Consider the following 17,368-nt stretch of genomic DNA (forward strand, 5'->3'; position numbering starts at 1 on the left):
TTCAGGCTGCTGTGCTTTTCAGGCTGCCCCAACGCAAAAGGCAGCCTGAAAGTTGTGTAGCAACTGTCGGATACTCGTATCCGACATTTCCGTTCCTGCATAAGTGCCATCCTTGCGGCCGGCTGTCGGATTCAAGAATTCGACCTACGTGCTGCTGTGTAACCAAAAAGCAGCCTGAAAACCCTGTTTGCGGTTTTCAGGCTGCCTGTGCCATCCCAATTCCCTTGCGCAAAACGGCGGCCGGCCGCTGTTTTCTGTTGTGGTTTTGTTGTTGCCGGCAAGTTTCAGGCTGCCTGCTTGGAAAATTTACGTTAAAATACGAATCACAACAAAAACTATTTTCGATTGCTTCTTTTTAACCTGATTTCCGGAGTATTTATGCCCGCACCCACCCGTTTACTGTCGCCGCTGAGCCTGATGCTGCTGGCGGCGTTTCCTTTGTCTGCCCATGCCGACGATGCCGATGAGCAGGGCGGTTATGCCGCCACGCTGCCCACGGTAACCGTGGTCGGCCAGCCTGAAACCAGCATTCTCAAAGGCTATATCGACTACGGCGAAGCCGCCGTTACCCGCAACGGTTTGCGTACCAAAGAAATCCCGCAAACCGTCGATACCCTCAACATCCAGAAAAACAAAAATTACGGCACCAACGATTTGAGCTCGATTCTGGAAGGCAACGCCGGCATCGACGCTGCCTACGATATGCGTGGCGAGAGCATAATGCTGCGCGGTTTCAACGCCGATGCCAACGACATCTACCGCGACGGCGTGCGCGAAAGCGGCCAGGTGCGCCGCAGCACCGCCAATATCGAGCGCGTGGAAATTCTCAAAGGCCCCTCGTCGGTGCTCTACGGCCGCACCAACGGCGGCGGCGTGATCAATATGGTCAGCAAATACGCCAACTTCAAACAAAGCCGCAACGTCGGCGTCAGCCTGGGCAGCTGGGAAAACCGCAGCCTGAACGTGGACGTGAACGAAGTGCTCAACCCGCACGTCGCCCTGCGTTTGAGCGGCGAAGTCGGCCGCGCCAATTCTTTCCGCTCGGGCATCGACAGCAAAAACGCGATGGTTTCGCCCAGCATTACCCTGCGTTTCGGCAGCCTGAAATGGACGGGGCAGTACACCTACGACAAAGTCAAACGCACGCCCGACCGCGGCCCGGGCAAAAACGTTTACGACCATTTCAATCTTTCCTACCGCACCGGTTTTGCCCACCCCAATGATTTTGTCGAAGACAAACTGCAAGTGTGGCGCTCCAATCTGGAATACGCCTTTAACGAGCGCTGGAACCTGCAATGGCAGCTAGCCCACCGCCGCGCCGCGCAGGATTTCGACCATTTCTACGCCGGCCGCATCAACGGCAGCCAGATTGTGCGCAACTACGCCTGGCAGCAGACCGACAACAAAACCTTATCCAGCAGCTTCACGCTCAACGGCGACTACCAAATCGGCCGTTTCGACAACCACCTGACCGTCGGTTTCGACGCCAGCCGCGAAAACCGCAACCCGACTTTGGGCTACCGCGGCAGCTTTACCGTGCCGATCGATCCCTATAACCGCGATACCTGGCCTTCGTCCGGCCGCCTGCAGCCGATACTGACCCAAAACCAGCATAAAGCCGATTCCTACGGCCTGTTTGTGCAAAACATCTTCTCGCTAACCCCGCAGCTCAAATTCGTTGCCGGCGGCCGTTACGATAAATACACCTTCCGCTCCGAAAACAAGCTGAGAAACACCAGCCAGAGCTACAGCGGCCATTCCTTCAGCCCCAACTTCGGCGCCGTATGGGACATCACGCCCGCGCACACCGTTTACGCCGGCTACAACAAAGGCTTCTCGCCCTACGGCGGCCGCAGCTACATGAGCATCAACGCGGTGAACGCCGCCGCCAATTCCAACACTTCGCCCGAATACGCCAAGCAGTATGAAACCGGCATCAAAAGCTCGTGGCTGGGCGGCAAGCTCGACACCACGCTGTCGCTGTACCAAATCGAGCGCTACAACATCCGTTACCGCCCCGACCCGCAAAACGATCCCTTCCATTGGGAAGTCAGCGGCAAACACCGCTCGCGCGGCGCCGAACTCTCGGCCATCGGCCAAATCGTGCCGCAAAAACTCTATCTGCGCGGCTCCTTCGGCGTGATGCAGGCCAAAGTGGTGAAAGACGACGCCACGCCGAATAATGTCGGCCAGCACCTGAGCGGCACCAGCAGCGTAACCGGCAACCTGTTCTTCCGCTACACACCCACCGCCAAGCTTTACGGCGAAGTCGGCATCACCGGCAGCGGCAAGCGCTACGGCTACACCCGCGCCGGCGCCGCCGACCACCTGCCCGGCTTTGCCCGCGTCGATGCCATGGTCGGCTGGAACTGGAAGCAGCTCAATACCACCTTTGCCGTCGGCAACCTGTTCGACCGCAAATACTGGCGCTCCGACGCCATGCCCGCCGCCCCGCGCAACTACACCCTGCGCGTGAACTACAGCTTCTGAGTCTGGCGCACTTCACACAAAGCAGCCTGAAAACCCGTGTTGGAGGTTTTTCAGGCTGCTTTGCCGTTGTAGGTCGGATACCCGTATCCGACATTTTCCGTTCCCGCATAAATGCCGCCCTTACGGCTGGTTGTCGGATTCGAGAATCCGACCTACGTGCTGCCCGCGAAACGGGCAGCCTGAAAGCCGAACGGTAGCAATAAAAAGCAGCCTGAAAAAACCGTTGGCGGTTTTCAGGCTGCCTTGGTTTCAGGCTGCTTGGCGCTGCTTTGCCGGTTGGCGGCTCAGTGCCGCTGGCCGCCGCCGCGTTCGCCGAAGAGGGCGAAGAGTTCGAAATTGCGCGAGGCTTCTTGGGTGTAGGGGTGTTGTTTGCCGAAGTGTTCGAGATACAGCGGCAGCACCTGCTGCATCAGTTTGGCGGCGGCGCCGAAGCGGTGCTGGCGGCAGTAGTGCTGCGCCTGGTAGTTGAGAATGTGGGCGTAGAGCGGGTGGCGGCTGCCGAGAACGGCGCGGCAGTCGGCGGCGGCGCGGATATAGAGCGGCTTGGCTTGGCGGTGGTCTTTCATCGCGTCGTAAACGGCGGCGGTTTCGATTAGCGCGGTGATGGTGCGCGGGTGGCGCTCACCAGAGCAGCGGCTTTGGATGGCGCGGGTTTGCGCGAGCACCGACAGCGCTTGTTTGTGCCAGCCTTGGACGCGGTAGCAGGCGGCGGCGTCGGTGTAGGTTTGCGCGGTGTGGCGGTGCTCCATGCCGAACAGTTTTTCGTAGGCGGCGGCGGCGCTTTCGAGATGGGCGAGCGCCTGCGGGATGTCGCCGTCGTGGCGGCAGGCGCGGCCGAGATCGGCGGTCAGGCGCAGGGTGTCGGGGTGTTTGGGACCGAGGGCGCGGCGGTAGGTTGCCAGCGCGTTTTCCAGCATTTCGCGGGCTTCGCGGTGGCGGCCGTAGCAGTCGAGAAAGCGGGCGAGACTGCCGCCGGTGCGGGCGCTGGCCAGATCATCGGCGCCGACGGTGCCGAGACAAATCAGCCTGGCTTGTTTGAGCAGGCTGCCGGCGGCGGCCAGATCGCCCACCGCCTGATGCCATTCGCCCTGGCCGCGCAGGCACAGCGCGTATTCGGCCGAGCGGCTGCCGAACTGTGCTTCGGTTTGGCGGCCGAGCCGGCGCAGCAGCGACTCGGCGGCGTCGAACTGCAGACGGTCGGTGAGTTCGCTGGCGTGGGTCAGGCGGGCGGTGAGATCCATGGCGGCAAGGGGAAAACGGGGCGGACGGCGGTTTTAGCTTCGCAACTGCGCTACGCTACGCAGGCTGCCTGAAAGGGCAAAAACGCCTTAATCGGCCGAATGCCAGGGTTTGGCGCCGTCGAAGGCGGGTTTTTGGCCGCCCCACAGCGCTTCGATATCGTAAAAATCGCGCACGGCCGGCAGCATAACGTGTACCAGCAGGTCGTCGGCATCGACCAGCGCCCATTCGCCGCTGTCCTGGCCTTCGCTGCCGATCAGCGGGAAGCCGGCTTCTTTGAGCGACACGGAAACGTTGTTGGCCAGCGCGCGCACTTGGCGGCTGCTGTCGCCGCTGGCGATGATCATGCGGGCAAACAGCGAGGTTTTTTCGGAGGTGTCGATAACGATGATGTCTTTGGCTTTGATGTCTTCGAGCGCATTGACGGCGGTTTCGACCATCTGCGCCAGGCGGGCGGAATCTTGTTCGTTCATAGATAAAAATCGGATGGTTTGGGAAACGGGCGATTATACGCCATCGCGGCGCGGCGGCGTTCAGGCTGCATGGTAAAGGCGGTGGCGGCGGATATAGGCGGCCACTTCTGGCGGCAGCAGCGCGCCGGCATCGCCGCCGCCGGCAAGGGCGCGGCGGATGTCGGTGGAACTGGCCGGATGCAGCGGCGCGGACAGGGTTTTCAGGCTGCCTGCGGCTTCGGCCTGCCGCTGCCAGGCGGCGGATTCGGCGTGGGGCGGGGTGGGTGCGGTGCCGCCGTCTGCACGACGGGCGACAGCGATATTGACGGTGTCGGCAAACTGACGCCAGTTTTTCCAGGTGTGCAGGGTGTTCAGGCTGTCGGCGCCGAGCAGCCACCACAGATCGGCGGCGGGGAAGTTTTGGCGGAAGATGGCGGCGGTGTCGCTGCTGTAGGTGGCGCCGCGGCGGACGATGTCGCAGTCGCTGACGGCAAAGCGCGGGTCGGCCTGCGCCGCCAGTTGCGCCATCGCCAGCCGGTGGCGGGCGTCGGTGCGGCTGCCGCCTTTGTGGTAGGGGTCGCCGGCGGGCAGGAAGATGACGGTGTCGAGCGCCAGCTCGTCGGCAAAGGCGCGGGCGATGTGCAGATGGCCGTTGTGGACGGGGTCGAAGCTGCCGCCGAACAGGCCGATGGCGGGGCGGCGGGAAGGGGAAGTCATGCTCGGGCTTTCTTGAACAGGGTTTCAGGCAGCCTGAAAGGGCAAACGGCGGCTTTCAGGCTGCCTGAAACGGCACGGGTTTACAGTTTTTTGAATTCCCATACGCTGCCGTCGCGGTGGAAGCTCAGGTAATACTGGCCGCGGCGGGTTTCGATGGTGGCGCTGTGCCAGAAGTGGCTGCCGTCTGCCAGCGGCATCAGCGACAGATAATAGGGCTCGCGGACAACGGCATGCACGCCGGCGGCTTTGGCTGCCCATGCCTGCGCCAGCTCGGCGGCTTGGTCAAAGCGCACGGACGACAGCGCTTCGGCGGGCAGCGGCTTTTTGCGCTCGGGCGGCAAGATGTCGGTTTCGCTGCGCTGCCACAGGCCGCTGCGGTAGATGTAGTGTTCGCTGCGCAGAGCGTCGTCGGGCGCGACCAGGTCGATTTCGATGCGCGGCTCGTCGCCGTCGTAAAAGTCGATGCTGCCGGTTATCAGGATTTGTTCGGCAGGCCGGCCAAGCTGTTCGGACAGCCGCTGCTGGGCGTCGGCAAGGGCGGCGGCATCAAGCAGCAGGTTGCCGCTTTGCGCGGCCGGCAGCTGCGGCAGCGGCCGTTCTGCGGATTGCGCTTCGACGGCGGCGGAAGCGGCTGCGGCTGCCGAGGCGTCGTCGGACAAATCTTGGCTCAGCGCGCCTTCGCAGCCGGCAAGGGCGGCGAGCAGGGCGAGCGGCAGCAGCAGGCGGAGCAGGGGTTTCATGCGTTTCTTTCGGTGCAAAAGGCAGCCTGAAAGGTTTTCAGGCTGCTTGGCCGTGGGGCGGGTTGCGGGTGGACGGGGTTTTCAGGCTGCCTTTGCCGCTGTGGTATAAGGACAGCGGTTTCAGGTTGCTTGGGCGGCGAGCCAGCTTTTGAGAGCGGCGGGGTCGCTGATTTTCAGGTAGGCGGTTTGGGCGGCGGCGGCTTGGGGGACGATATCGGTTTCGCGCAGCACGCCGTGGCGGAAAAAGTGCAGGCGGTGGCGCTTACCGGCTATATCAGCGGCCTGGTGGTCGAAATCGCGGCAGGCGTAGCCGTCAACGGCGATGATTTTGTCCTGCGGCATCAGACCGCTGCGCTCGGCGGCGCTGCCGTTGAGCACGTGGGTAATCAGGGCGTGGCCGTCTTGCTGTTTGAAACGGCAGCCCAGTTCGGCCGCCGGCTCGGCTGCGGCGGGGAAGTTTTCGACCACGCCGCCTTTGCTGCCGGATTTTTCAGGCTGCCAGCGCAACTCAACGCCGATATGGCGCAGCGCTTCGACCAGTGGCAGCTCGGCGGTGCTGTACAGGGCAGCCTGAAAAAAGCTGGCGAGGTCTTGGTCGAGGATTTCCTGCGCGCGCCGCTGCCAGCTGCCTTCGGTGATGCCGCTGCGGCTGTCGAGCCAGTCTTGGTAAAGGCCGCGCATCACGGTGTCTAGGCTTTGGCTGTTGTCGCTGTTGCGGCGGATGAGTTGGTCTAGGCACAGGGCAGCCAGCGAGCCTTGCTGGTAGTAGCTGACGATGGCGTTGGGGCTGTTTTCGTCGGCTTTGTAGAATTTGTGCCAGGCGGCGAAGCTGGATTCGGCCAGCGTCTGCACGCGGCTGCCGGGCAGCTGGCGGCAGTGGCTGAGGGTGCGGGCGAGCAGGTTGAGATAGGCGGCGGGGCTGATAACGCCGCTGCGGGCGAGAATCAGGTCGTCGTAATAGGCGGTGATGCCTTCAAACGCCCATAGCTGCTCGGTGTAGCTTTCCTGCTCCAAATCGTAGGGCTCGAAGGCGGCGGGTTTGACGGATTTGACGTTCCAGGCGTGGAAGTATTCGTGGGAAATCAGGCCGAGCAGCTCGGTATAGCCGCGGTCGGCTTCGCCCAGGCCGTGGGCGGGTAGGCTGTGGCGGTCGATGTGCAGGGCGGTGCTGCTGCGGTGTTCGAGACCGCCGTAGATTTGGTCGCCAACGTGCAGCAAAAACAAATAGCGCTCAAACGGTGCCTGCTGCGGGAAAACCGCCAGCGCGGTTTCGCAGATTTTGCGGCTGTCTTCAATCAGGCGGCTGCGGTCGAAATCGGGATAAATGCCGCTAATGGCGATGCGGTGGGGAATGCTGCGGGCGGAAAATTCAAGGATTTCGATGGCGGCACCCAGCTCGAAAGGGTGGTCGATTAATTCGCCGTAGGAGGCAGCCTGAAAGGTTTGCGCGGCTGTTTGCGTCAAAGTGGTGGCGATCTGCCAGTTTTCAGGCAGCTTTTCAAAGCTGACCTGGTGCGTCTGGTTGTGGCAATCGGGCAGACTGAGAAATAGGCAGGCGCCGTCGATAAAGCCGCGGTCGGTATCGAGCAGGGAAGCGCGCACGGACATATCGTTGGCGTAAACGGTATAGAAAATGCTGTACTGCCCGGCCTGCGCCGGCGTCTGCCAGCGGTTTTTGGCGGTTTGCACCAGCGCGGCGGGACGGCCGTCGCACTCGGCGCGGATGGCGGTGATGTGGCGGCTAAAGTCGCGGATCATGTAGCTGCCGGGCGTCCAGTTGGCCAGCGCGAGCGTTTGCGTGGCGTTTTCAGGCTGCCTGAAAGTCAGGCATACCTGCCATTGGTGGCTTGCGGGCAGCGGAGAGACGGTGTAACGAATCATAAGAAGTGTTAAAGTTTGTTTGATTTAGTTATTCGAATTGTGTTAAAACCGCTTTTTTGAAAAGCGGATAAGCCGGCAACATTCAGCAAAAGCCGCATATGCCTGCGGAAAAGATGTGTGTTTTACCATTATTCTGTTTGGTGGGAAAGGCGGTTTTGCTTTAAAATGCCGAGTTGGATTGACCACACATGTAAAAAAATATTTACACAGTAAAACCGTCGGTAACGTAACAGGTTTCAGGCTGCCTGCAGGCGGCTCGCGTTGCGGCGGTATTTATGGAGACTTTGAACAATGGAAACGCAAACCTACAACTATAAAGTGGTGCGCCAGTTTACCGTGATGACCGTGATTTGGGGCATCGTCGGCATGCTGGTGGGGGTGATTGCCGCCGCCCAGCTGCGCTGGCCGGAGTTGGATTTGTCCAACGTCGGTCCGTGGTTCCACTTCGGGCGCATCCGTCCGCTGCATACCAACGCGGTGATTTTCGCGTTTGGCGGCAGCGGCCTTTTCGCAACGTCTTACTATGTGGTGCAGCGCACCTGTAACACTCGCCTGTTCGGCGGCTGGCTGCCGGCCTTTACTTTCTGGGGCTGGCAGCTGGTGATTGTGCTGGCGGCGATTACCCTGCCGCTGGGCTACACCCAGGCCAAAGAATATGCCGAGCTGGAATGGCCGATCGACATCCTGATCGCGGCGGTGTGGATCGCCTACGCCATCGTGTTCTTCGGCACCATCGCTAAGCGCAAGGTAAAACACATTTATGTGGCCAACTGGTTCTACGGCGGCTACATTCTTGCGATTGCGCTGCTGCATATCGTCAACAATCTCAGCATCCCCGCTTCACCGATGAAGTCTTACCCCGTTTACTACGGTGCCATCGACGCGATGGTGCAGTGGTGGTACGGCCACAATGCGGTGGGCTTTTTCCTGACCGCGGCGTTCTTGGGCATGATGTACTACTTCGTTCCCAAGCAGGCCGGCCGTCCGGTTTACTCCTACCGTTTGTCGGTGGTGCACTTCTGGGCGCTGATTTTCACCTATATGTGGGCGGGCCCCCACCATCTTCACTACACCGCGCTGCCGGATTGGACGCAGTCGCTGGGTATGGTGCTGTCGCTGATTCTGTTCGCACCCTCTTGGGGCGGCATGATTAACGGCATCATGACGCTCTCCGGCGCCTGGGACAAACTGCGTACCGACCCGATTCTGAAATTCCTGGTGGTGTCGCTGTCTTTCTACGGCATGTCCACTTTCGAAGGCCCGATGATGTCGATCAAAGCGGTCAATGCGTTGAGCCATTACACCGACTGGACGGTCGGCCACGTGCACTCCGGCGCGCTGGGCTGGGTGGGCTTCGTTACCATCGGTTCGATCTACTACCTGATTCCGCGCTTGTTCGGCCGTAAGGAAATGTACAGCGTGAAACTGATCGACGCTCACTTCTGGATCGCCACCATTGGCGTGGTGTTCTATATCTCTTCGATGTGGATTGCCGGTGTGATGCAGGGTCTGTTGTGGAGCCAGCTCAACGCCGACGGCACGCTGACTCATGCGTTTATCGCTTCGGTCAGCCGCTCCAAGCCCTACTACGTTATCCGTTTCCTCGGCGGCGTACTGTATCTGAGCGGCATGGTACTGATGGCCTACAATATGTACCGCACCATTATGCAGGGCAAACCGGTCGATGCCGAAATCCCCGCGCTCGCACAAACACAGCACCATTAATAATACTAACAGGCTACCAAAATGAAATTACAAGCATTGGTTGAAGAGAAAGTCGGTTTCCTGATCGTGTTTACCTTTATCGTGATCAGTATCGGCTTGTTGGTTGAAGTCGTCCCGCTGTTTTTCACCAAAGAAGTGATCACGCCGACCAAAGGGGTCAAACCCTATACCGCGCTGCAGTCGGCCGGGCGCGACATCTATATCCGTGAAGGCTGCTACAACTGCCACTCGCAGATGATTCGCCCCTTCCGCGCCGAAACCGAACGCTACGGCCACTATTCGGTGGCCGGCGAATCGGTGTACGACCGCCCCTTCCAATGGGGTTCCAAACGTACCGGCCCTGATTTGGCGCGCGTGGGCGGCCGTTATTCCGACGAATGGCACCGCATCCACCTGATCAACCCGCGCGAAGTCGAACCCGAGTCCAATATGCCCGCATTCCCGTGGCTTGCGCGCAATAAGGTCGATATCGAAGCGACGGTCAGCAACCTGAAAGCCCAACAGCGTGCCGGTACCCCCTACACCGACGAAGAAATTGAAAAAGCACCGGAAGAGTTGAAAAATAAATCCGAGCTGGATGCGGTGGTTGCCTATCTGCAGGGCTTGGGTCTGGCGCTGAAAAACACAAGGTAAAACACTATGGATCTGAATGGGGTACGCATCTTGTTTACCTTGTGGGTATCGATCAGCTTTGCCCTGGTGGTTTATGTCGTGATGAACAAGCGCAACAAAGCCAATTACGACGAAGCGGCCAACAGCATCGTGGATGACCCCGATACGCCTGACGAGCAAACACAAACCAAAAAACAAGATGATGTCCAGTCAGAACATGGGCACGGAGCAAAATAATGGAATCACAATTCACCAGCCGATTTTGGCATTACTACATTATCGCAATAGTCGTTGCCAGCTTTATCGGCATCATATGGCTGCTGCTGTCGCAAAACAAAGTCAAAGCCCCGCCCAAAGGCGAAGAAGTCAAAACCATGGGTCATTCTTGGGACGGTATTGAGGAATACAACAACCCCCTGCCCAAGTGGTGGTTTTGGATGTTTATTTGTACCATTGTATTTGGTATCGCATATCTGATCGTCTATCCTGGCATGGGCGATTACAAAGGCATCTCCTTCGGCGGCGAACACTGGACCAGCCGCAATGCCTACCGCAAGGAAGTTCAGGCTGCCGAAGCGCAATACGGCAAGATATATAAGAAGTTTGCGCAGATGAAAGTCGAAGACGTCGCCAAGAATCCGGAAGCGATGAAAATCGGCCAAAACCTGTTTGCCACCTACTGTATCCAATGCCACGGCTCCGATGCCGAGGGTCGGCGTGGCTTCCCCAACCTGACCGACTCCGACTGGCTGTGGGGCGGTACGCCAGAGAAAATCCACGAAACCATCTCCAAAGGCCGTACCGGCGTGATGGCTGCTTGGGGTCCGAAATTCGGTGAAGAAGGCGTGAAAGACGTGGCCAACTATGTGATGTCGCTCTCCGGCAAGCAACATAACGAAGAGCGTGCCGCCCGCGGCCAGGCAACTTTTGCCGCCAACTGCGCGGTCTGCCATGGCGACAAAGGCCAGGGCAACCAGGGCATGGCACCGAACCTGACCGACAACACTTGGCTGTGGGGCGGCAGCGAAAAAGCCATTATCGAAACCATTACCGGCGGTCGCCACAACCAGATGCCGGCATGGGAAGGCTTTTTGACCGACGAAAAAATCCACATCCTGACCGCCTATGTGTGGGGCAAATCCCATCCCAAAGGCAAGGCTTTGCCGACCGACACCAAAAACGCCGTCGGCAGCAAATAAGCCATTTGGCCGCAAACCGGTTTTCAGGCTGCCTGTATTATTCAGGCAGCCTGAAAACTTTTTATGTATGGCATTTCGGCGTAATGCTGCGATAAAAAACGGGTAATGCAGCCAGTGCATTACCCGTTTTGTTTTCAACTCGGCAGTTTAATGATGGTGATGTCCGTGCGCGCCGTGGGCATGGCCGTGGGCGATTTCTTCGGCATTGGCTTCGCGAATGCTCTCGACAGTGCCTTGGAAGCGGATTTTCATCCCCGCCAGCGGGTGGTTGCCGTCCACCACCGCTTTGCCGTCGGCAACATCGGTTACCCGGTAGATAACGACGCCGTGCTGCGGGTCGTCGGCTTCAAACATCATGCCCGGCTCGACTTCCACCGGAAAGACTTTCACATCTTCAATGCGCACCAGCTCGGGATCTTGTTCGCCGAAAGCGTCTTCAGGCTGCATCAGCACATCAACGGTATCGCCGATGTTTTTTTCGTGCAGCGCTTCTTCCACCAGCGGGAAAATGCCGTCGTAGCCGCCGTGCAGATACACCATCGGTTCGGTGGTTTCGTCAAGCAGGTTGTTGTCGGCATCGTACATTTTGTAATGCAGGCCGACTACGGAGTTTTTCTTAATCATTCTGTTTCCTTTTAAGTTGGGATGGGACGGTTGCGGATTTCGTGGAATGGCCATCTTTTGCGGGGCGTGAGTATAGCACAATGGCGGCGGGGCAAATTTATCGTCTTGTTGCGTGAATGCAACGAGGAATTGACGTTTTGACAAATAAATACACAAACAAAATATCGGCTTAATTTATTTGCGAATATGTGGGCGGGTTTTTAATTTACTGCCGTTTTCCGTCATATTGCCAATTTGCGCAAATTCAGGCACAATACGCCCCGTTGCAAAACCAAACGGGCGTCTTTAGGAAGATTCCTTCTCAAGGTCAGCTCGCTTTTTTACTTGTTTTTATTGTTTTACTAAGGTTGTTAAAAATGAAAAAATCTCTGATCGCTGCCGCATTGTTGACTCTGTTCGTTGCCGCTTGTAACGATGCTCAGAAAGCTGCTGAAAATGCCGCTTCTGCCGCCGCTTCCCAAGTAAGCAGCGAAATGGCTTCTGCAGCATCTGCTGCCGGTGCAATGGCCAGCGAAGCTGCCGCTACTGCTTCTGAAGTAAAAGCCGATGCCAAAGAAGCTGTTGAAGAAGTAAAAACCGAAGCAAAAGAAGCCGTTCAAGAAACTGCTTCTGCTGCTAAAGCCGCTGCTTCCGAAGTTGCTTCTGCCGCTAAATAAGCTGCCGCAGTTATCTGCTGTTACCGGAGCCGAATACTTTTGGGTATTCGGCTTTGGTTTTGTATATCTTGCCCGTTTTACGCGGCGATGATGCCGCCAATTCGTTATGACGGCTGCCGCGCTTTGTCCGGCAGTCCTGTTGCGTCTGGATTCGCAAGCGAATTTCAGGCTGCCTGAGAAATACGCCATGCTGAAAAAATGGTTGGACAGCGTTTTTAGCAAGCGCAAACCACACAACAAAAATACCGGCGAACGCTACCCCTACCCACTCGATATCGAAGGCACCGCCGCCGAATCGGTGCTCAAACGCCTGCATCGCGCCGGCTATCAGGGCTATCTGGTCGGCGGAGCCGTGCGCGATTTGCTGTTGGGCATGGAGCCCAAAGATTTTGACGTCGCCACCGACGCCACGCCCGAAGAAGTGCGCAAAATCTTCCGCCGCAGCCGGATTATCGGCCGCCGCTTTCAAATCGTTCATGTGATGGTCGGTGCCGAAACCATCGAAGTCAGCACTTTCCGCAGTGGCGGCAAAGTGCGGCGCAACGAGCACGGCCGGATTATGAACGACAACGCCTACGGCACGCTCGAGCAGGACGCATTGCGCCGCGATTTCACCTGTAACGCCCTGTATTACGACTGTGAGCGCGGCGAAATCATCGACCGCTGCGGCGGTCTGGCCGACATCCGCGCACGGCGGCTGGTAATGATCGGCAACGCCGCCGAGCGCTATCAGGAAGACCCCGTGCGCATTCTGCGGGCGGTGCGCCTGTCGGGCAAACTCGGTTTTGAGGTTGATGCCGCCACCGCCGCGCCGATTGCCGAAGCTGCCGTGCTGCTGCAGCGCGAGCCGGTGGCGCGGCTGTTTGACGAGCTGCTGAAAATCCTATTTTCCGGCCATGCCGCCGGCTGCTTAGTGCAGCTCGAACAACTCGGCGTGTCTGCCGACATCCACCCGATTCTCACCGCCATGCTCGACAGCAGCGGGCAGCCTGAAAGCCATATCGCCGCCGATGCGCTGCGCCAAACCGACCGCCGTTTGGGAGAAGGCAAAACCGTTTCGGTCGGCTTTGTGCTGGCGGCCGTGCTGTGGCCACAGCTGGAATGGCGGCTGAAGCAAAACGCTGCCGCCCACAAATCCGAAGCCGCCGCCATGAATGCCGCCATCAGCGATGTGCGCGACAGCATCGAAAAAGGCTGGGGCGTGCCGCAGCGCTTTGCCGCCACCATGCGCGAAATCTGGGCGCTGCAGCCGCAGTTTGCCTATTGCCGCGGCAGCCGCCCGTTCCGCCTGCTGGCGCAGCCGCGCTTTCGTGCCGCCTACGATTTTCTGCTGTTGCGGGCCGCGCACGACGACAGCCTGCGCCCGCTGGCCGACTGGTGGACGCGTTTCCAGCATGCCGGTGAAAACGAGCGCAACGAAATGGTGCAAAACGCACCGGCAGATGCCCAGCCGGCCGGCAAACGCCGCCGCCGCAAGCCGCGCAAGAAAAAGCCAAGCAGCGGCAGCGCAGAATAAAATCCTGCCTGCAGTCAGACAAATGCCGGATTTTTTTCAGGCTGCCTTTGGGAATACAAAGGCAGCCTGAAAAGTATTTTTGACGGCGTTTCAGGCTGCCTGTGCGCTGCCGGACAGGTGCGTTTGCTTTGACAACACGCAAAGCAGCCTGAAAGCATCCGCCCCGCCGAGATTATGCCGGCGGGGCGGATGGTTTTGAGTGCCTTATCGGTCGCAAGACAGCTTTCAGGCTGCCTGTCGCCGCAGTTTAGAAACCGGCCTGCTGTTCCAACTGCTCGACAAACTGCGCTTCCAGCCCGAAAGCGTCGGCCAGCTGCGACAGGAAAACGATTTCCTTGCGCGAGAGCTCGCCGCACACCATGCGGGCGGCGAGATAAGCCTCGGCCGCCGCTGCGGCATCGCCGCCGGCCAGCTGTGCCAGTTCGGCAGGTGTGGCGGGGTTCTGGCTTTCGGCCAGCAGCCATTGGCGGCTTTCTTCGTCATCGCCGCCTTCCCGGCTGATCAGTTTGAGCTCGGCTTCGTCAATCTGGCCGTCGGCCGCGGCGGCGGCAATCATGGTTTTCAGAATCAGACGGCCGGCATTTTGCGCCTGTTCGCCCTGCGGCTCGAAAGCGTTTTGCGCCAGCAGCGGCGCCGACTGGGCGGTTTGGCCGCCAGCGGCATTGCGGCTTTGCTGCCAGTTTTGGTAGGCGTGGTAGGCCAGCGCGCCCAGGGCGGTGGCCGAGCCGGTGGTCAGCAGCCGGCTGCGGGTTTTCTTGCTCAGCAGCATCGCTGCCAGCCCGGCCACCGCCGCGCCGCCGCCGAGCTTGTCGATCAGGCTTTTGTCGCCGCCGCTTTGCTGCACGCCGCCGAGCACTTGGTTAAGCAGGTTTTGGAAGTTCATGGTGGATCCTTTGCGGGTTGGGAAGTGGCAAGGGTAGGCAAAACGCATTCGTTTGGCAATGGCAAAAGCAGCCTGAAAAGCGAAAACCGGCTTTCAGGCTGCTTTTGGCGTTTGCTGGCACATCCGGCTCAGGCAAACTGCGCGGCCATTTCTTCGGAGCGAGTGGCGGCGGCGGCGGCGCCTTGCTGCAGATTCTCGGCGACGCGGTTGCTGCGGAAGCTTTCCAGCGCGGCGAAGGTGGTGCCGCCTTTGGAAGTAACTTTGTCCTGCAAAACGCGGAAGTCTTCGCCGGACTGCTCGGCCAGGGCGACGGCGCCTTTGAAGGTGGCCAGGCTCAGGGTGCGTGCCTGCTGCGGGTCGAAGCCGAGATTTTGCGCCGCCTGCTGCAGGGCGTCGAGCAGGTAGAAGACGTAGGCGGGGCCGCTGCCGCTGATGCCGGTGATGGCGTGCATTTGCGCTTCGGTGTCGAGCCAGAGGGTTTGGCCGCTGCTGCCCATGATGGCTTCGGCGCGGCGGCGGTCGTCTTCGCTGGTGCCGCTGCCGGCAAACAGGCCGGAGATGCCTTCGCCGACTTGGGCGGGGGTGTTAGGCATTACGCGCACGATGCGCTGCGTGCCGCCGAGATAGCGCGATAGGGTGGCAACGGACAGGCCGGCGGCAACGGACAGTACCAGCGCACCGTTGTGGCGGATACCGGCGCAGGCCGTTTCCATATCCTGCGGTTTGACAGCAAGCACCAGCACGTCGTCGGCCGTGAGTTCGGGCAGGGTGTCGGAAGCGGCGGCGCCGTATTGCTCGTTCAGGAAGCGGCGTCTGTCGGCGTTGTTATCGACTACATGGACGGCGGTTTCGGGCGACTGGCGGTGCAGGCCGGCGATGATGGCGCCGGCCATATTGCCGCCGCCGAGAAAGTAAACGGTCATATCGGAATCCTTGTGTGTTGGAGATGGGATGAAAGGCAGGCAGCCTGAAAAGGGTTTTTCAGGCTGCCTGCGGCCGCATTCAGTAATGCGGCGGGATTTCTTCCTGCGGGGCGAAGGGTTTGCCGGCATCCTGCGCCTGCTGCTGGCGCTGGTAGAGCAGCCTGAGCTGTGCCTGCTGCAAATCAAGGGTTTGGCGCAGGTCGGCAACGGTGTCGTTCAGGCTGGCCAGCAGTTCGTCCTGCAGGGCGAGACGGATTTCCAGCTCGGTGATGCGTTCTTCGTGGCTGTCCATCACAGCACCATGGCGGCAATCCAGCCGGCGATAAACAGCGGGATGTTGTAGTGGATAAAGGTGGGAATCACGCTGTCGCGCATGTGGTTGTGCTGGCCGTCGGCATCCAGCCCCATGGTCGGGCCGAGGGTGGAGTCGGAGGCGGGCGAACCGGCATCGCCCAGCGCGCCGGCGGTGCCGATAATGGCGACGGTGGCCAGCGGCGAGAAGCCGAGTCCCACGCACAGCGGCACATAAATCGAGGTGATGATGGGCAGGGTGGAGAAAGAACTGCCGATGCCCATGGTTACCAGCAGGCCGACCATCAGCATGGCGAAGGCGGCCATCGCCTTGCTGCCGGCAAACATGCTGGCGCTGGCGTCCACCAGCGGTTTGATTTCGCCGGTGGCGTTCATCACTTCGGCAAAGCCCTGCGCGGCGATCATAATGAAGCCGACCATCGCCATCATGCGGATGCCCTGGTTGAACACGCTGTCGGCTTCTTTGCGCTGCACCACGCCGAGCATCATAAATACGGCAAAACCGAGCATCGCGCCCAGCAGCAGCGCGTCTTTGTAAATCAGCTGGATGGCGAAGCACACCAAAATGGCGATGCCGGCAACCAGGCTGCGGTAGGCGGAAACTTTGGGCAGCGCGGCGCTGTTTTCTTCATTGCTGCGGTCGATTTCGCGGTCTTGGTAGATGCGCTCGCGGCCGTAGTGGACAAAGGCCAGCAGCAGGCCGGCAACCATGCCCAGCGCCGGAATCGCCATTGCGTGCATCACATTGATGCCGTGCACGTCCATGCCGGATTTTTCCACGTTGGCCAGCAGGATTTTGTTCAGGAACACCGCGCCGAAGCCGTAGGGCAGGAACATATAGGTGGTTACCAGGCCGAAAGTGATGGCGCAGGCGATCAGGCGGCGGTCGATGCGCAGGCGGTTGAACACGCCCAACAGCGGCGGAATCATCATCGGGATAAAGGCGATGTGGATGGGAACGATGTTCTGGCTCGATACCGCCATCAGCACGATGCCGCCGATCAGCGCCCATTTGAGCAGGTTGATGCGCGGCGGGATGCTGTCGTGGCGGCCTTTGTCGAGCCGGCGGATGATGGCGCCCGCCATCTGCTGCGGCAGGCCGGAGTGGGTGATGGCCATCGCAAAGGCGCCGAGCATGGCGTAGGAAAGGGCGATGTTGGCGCCGTTGGCCAAACCAGCCTGAAAGTGCGACATCACGCCCTGGGTTACGACATTGCCCGCCGCATCGTTTACGTCTGCCAGCGGCAATCCGGCCGCCAGCCCGCCGGCAAAGGCGCCGACCACCAGGCTGAGCACTACGTGCACCCGTGCCAGCGACAACACCAACATCACCAGCACGCCGATAATTACAGCATTCATAGTTTGGTATTCCTTGTGTGAGGCAGCCTGAAAGAAACGG

17 protein-coding genes are annotated in these 17,368 nt (G+C 59.7%); 7 read left to right on the forward strand and 10 right to left on the reverse strand.

The window, feature by feature from the left end; genetic code table 11:
• Nucleotides 1-378: 378 nt before the first annotated feature.
• Nucleotides 379-2,490 (forward strand): TonB-dependent receptor, encoded by a 2,112-nt coding sequence (locus tag OP500_RS08385; protein ID WP_238746743.1) that lies wholly within the window; start codon nt 379-381, stop codon nt 2,488-2,490.
• 284 nt (nt 2,491-2,774) lie between these two features.
• Here the strand turns inward: OP500_RS08385 and OP500_RS08390 are convergent, their stop codons facing one another.
• The 5 genes from OP500_RS08390 to OP500_RS08410 form a co-directional block, all read right to left on the reverse strand.
• Nucleotides 2,775-3,731, reverse strand: a complete 957-nt coding sequence (locus OP500_RS08390) for a tetratricopeptide repeat protein (RefSeq protein ID WP_238746742.1) — start codon at nt 3,729-3,731, stop codon at nt 2,775-2,777.
• 87 nt (nt 3,732-3,818) lie between these two features.
• Nucleotides 3,819-4,202 (reverse strand): ribosome silencing factor, encoded by a 384-nt coding sequence (gene rsfS / locus OP500_RS08395; protein WP_274070693.1) that lies wholly within the window; start codon nt 4,200-4,202, stop codon nt 3,819-3,821.
• 60 nt (nt 4,203-4,262) lie between these two features.
• Nucleotides 4,263-4,898: a nicotinate (nicotinamide) nucleotide adenylyltransferase gene (gene nadD, locus OP500_RS08400; RefSeq protein WP_274070694.1), complete on the reverse strand. Its 636-nt coding sequence runs from the start codon at nt 4,896-4,898 to the stop codon at nt 4,263-4,265.
• An 80-nt stretch (nt 4,899-4,978) separates the two neighbouring features.
• Nucleotides 4,979-5,638, reverse strand: coding sequence for a hypothetical protein (locus tag OP500_RS08405; protein ID WP_274070695.1), 660 nt, complete (start codon nt 5,636-5,638; stop codon nt 4,979-4,981).
• A 120-nt stretch (nt 5,639-5,758) separates the two neighbouring features.
• Nucleotides 5,759-7,519: a M61 family metallopeptidase gene (locus OP500_RS08410; protein WP_274070696.1), complete on the reverse strand. Its 1,761-nt coding sequence runs from the start codon at nt 7,517-7,519 to the stop codon at nt 5,759-5,761.
• Between the two features lie 291 nt (nt 7,520-7,810).
• Between OP500_RS08410 and ccoN the strand changes: the two genes are divergently transcribed.
• The 4 genes from ccoN to ccoP are packed head-to-tail and all read left to right on the forward strand — an operon-like array spanning nt 7,811 to nt 11,055.
• On the forward strand, nt 7,811-9,244 hold the full coding sequence (ccoN, locus tag OP500_RS08415) for a cytochrome-c oxidase, cbb3-type subunit I (protein ID WP_238746731.1): 1,434 nt from the start codon (nt 7,811-7,813) through the stop codon (nt 9,242-9,244).
• A gap of 21 nt (nt 9,245-9,265) precedes the next feature.
• Nucleotides 9,266-9,877, forward strand: coding sequence for a cytochrome-c oxidase, cbb3-type subunit II (gene ccoO, locus OP500_RS08420; protein WP_238746730.1), 612 nt, complete (start codon nt 9,266-9,268; stop codon nt 9,875-9,877).
• A 6-nt stretch (nt 9,878-9,883) separates the two neighbouring features.
• Entirely contained in the window at nt 9,884-10,093 is a 210-nt protein-coding gene (locus OP500_RS08425) for a cbb3-type cytochrome oxidase subunit 3 (RefSeq protein ID WP_238746727.1), read from the forward strand.
• The gene (gene ccoP / locus OP500_RS08430) at nt 10,093-11,055 is read left to right on the forward strand and encodes a cytochrome-c oxidase, cbb3-type subunit III (RefSeq protein WP_238746725.1); all 963 of its coding nucleotides are present in this window, start codon (nt 10,093-10,095) and stop codon (nt 11,053-11,055) included. The genes OP500_RS08425 and ccoP overlap by 1 nt, the downstream gene beginning before the upstream one ends.
• 147 nt (nt 11,056-11,202) lie before the next feature.
• Here ccoP and OP500_RS08435 read toward each other — a convergent pair whose 3' ends face one another.
• On the reverse strand, nt 11,203-11,679 hold the full coding sequence (locus tag OP500_RS08435; RefSeq protein WP_238746723.1) for an FKBP-type peptidyl-prolyl cis-trans isomerase: 477 nt from the start codon (nt 11,677-11,679) through the stop codon (nt 11,203-11,205).
• A 263-nt stretch (nt 11,680-11,942) separates the two neighbouring features.
• On the opposite strand from OP500_RS08435, the gene OP500_RS08440 reads away from it, so the two are divergent.
• Both OP500_RS08440 and pcnB read left to right on the forward strand, forming a co-directional pair.
• A complete protein-coding gene (locus OP500_RS08440) occupies nt 11,943-12,335 on the forward strand; it encodes a hypothetical protein (protein WP_238746720.1) in 393 nt (130 codons plus the stop codon).
• Nucleotides 12,336-12,522: 187 nt separating this feature from the next.
• Nucleotides 12,523-13,851 (forward strand): polynucleotide adenylyltransferase PcnB, encoded by a 1,329-nt coding sequence (gene pcnB, locus OP500_RS08445; protein WP_274070697.1) that lies wholly within the window; start codon nt 12,523-12,525, stop codon nt 13,849-13,851.
• 247 nt (nt 13,852-14,098) lie between these two features.
• Here pcnB and OP500_RS08450 read toward each other — a convergent pair whose 3' ends face one another.
• The 4 genes from OP500_RS08450 to OP500_RS08465 form a co-directional block, all read right to left on the reverse strand.
• On the reverse strand, nt 14,099-14,734 hold the full coding sequence (locus OP500_RS08450) for a tellurite resistance TerB family protein (protein WP_274070698.1): 636 nt from the start codon (nt 14,732-14,734) through the stop codon (nt 14,099-14,101).
• A gap of 128 nt (nt 14,735-14,862) precedes the next feature.
• Nucleotides 14,863-15,657, reverse strand: coding sequence for a pyrroline-5-carboxylate reductase (gene proC, locus OP500_RS08455; RefSeq protein WP_274070699.1), 795 nt, complete (start codon nt 15,655-15,657; stop codon nt 14,863-14,865).
• A gap of 79 nt (nt 15,658-15,736) precedes the next feature.
• Nucleotides 15,737-15,949, reverse strand: coding sequence for a SlyX family protein (locus OP500_RS08460; RefSeq protein ID WP_274070700.1), 213 nt, complete (start codon nt 15,947-15,949; stop codon nt 15,737-15,739).
• Nucleotides 15,949-17,328 carry a Na+/H+ antiporter family protein gene (locus tag OP500_RS08465; RefSeq protein ID WP_274070701.1) on the reverse strand — a complete coding sequence of 460 codons (1,380 nt, stop codon included), beginning with the start codon at nt 17,326-17,328 and terminating at the stop codon, nt 15,949-15,951. The genes OP500_RS08460 and OP500_RS08465 overlap by 1 nt, the downstream gene beginning before the upstream one ends.
• Nucleotides 17,329-17,368 lie beyond the last annotated feature (40 nt).

This window comes from Kingella sp. SNUBH-2017 (assembly GCF_028680565.1).
GTDB classification, from domain to species: Bacteria; Pseudomonadota; Gammaproteobacteria; order Burkholderiales; family Neisseriaceae; genus Kingella_D; species Kingella_D pumchi.

Coding starts and splice junctions, on each gene's coding strand:
- OP500_RS08385 (WP_238746743.1), top strand. CDS start 379: ATGCCCGCACCCACCCGTTTACTGTCGCCGCTGAGCCTGATGCTGCTG.
- OP500_RS08390 (WP_238746742.1), bottom strand. CDS start 3,731: ATGGATCTCACCGCCCGCCTGACCCACGCCAGCGAACTCACCGACCGT.
- rsfS (WP_274070693.1), bottom strand. CDS start 4,202: ATGAACGAACAAGATTCCGCCCGCCTGGCGCAGATGGTCGAAACCGCC.
- nadD (WP_274070694.1), bottom strand. CDS start 4,898: ATGACTTCCCCTTCCCGCCGCCCCGCCATCGGCCTGTTCGGCGGCAGC.
- OP500_RS08405 (WP_274070695.1), bottom strand. CDS start 5,638: ATGAAACCCCTGCTCCGCCTGCTGCTGCCGCTCGCCCTGCTCGCCGCC.
- OP500_RS08410 (WP_274070696.1), bottom strand. CDS start 7,519: ATGATTCGTTACACCGTCTCTCCGCTGCCCGCAAGCCACCAATGGCAG.
- ccoN (WP_238746731.1), top strand. CDS start 7,811: ATGGAAACGCAAACCTACAACTATAAAGTGGTGCGCCAGTTTACCGTG.
- ccoO (WP_238746730.1), top strand. CDS start 9,266: ATGAAATTACAAGCATTGGTTGAAGAGAAAGTCGGTTTCCTGATCGTG.
- OP500_RS08425 (WP_238746727.1), top strand. CDS start 9,884: ATGGATCTGAATGGGGTACGCATCTTGTTTACCTTGTGGGTATCGATC.
- ccoP (WP_238746725.1), top strand. CDS start 10,093: ATGGAATCACAATTCACCAGCCGATTTTGGCATTACTACATTATCGCA.
- OP500_RS08435 (WP_238746723.1), bottom strand. CDS start 11,679: ATGATTAAGAAAAACTCCGTAGTCGGCCTGCATTACAAAATGTACGAT.
- pcnB (WP_274070697.1), top strand. CDS start 12,523: ATGCTGAAAAAATGGTTGGACAGCGTTTTTAGCAAGCGCAAACCACAC.
- OP500_RS08450 (WP_274070698.1), bottom strand. CDS start 14,734: ATGAACTTCCAAAACCTGCTTAACCAAGTGCTCGGCGGCGTGCAGCAA.
- proC (WP_274070699.1), bottom strand. CDS start 15,657: ATGACCGTTTACTTTCTCGGCGGCGGCAATATGGCCGGCGCCATCATC.
- OP500_RS08460 (WP_274070700.1), bottom strand. CDS start 15,949: ATGGACAGCCACGAAGAACGCATCACCGAGCTGGAAATCCGTCTCGCC.
- OP500_RS08465 (WP_274070701.1), bottom strand. CDS start 17,328: ATGAATGCTGTAATTATCGGCGTGCTGGTGATGTTGGTGTTGTCGCTG.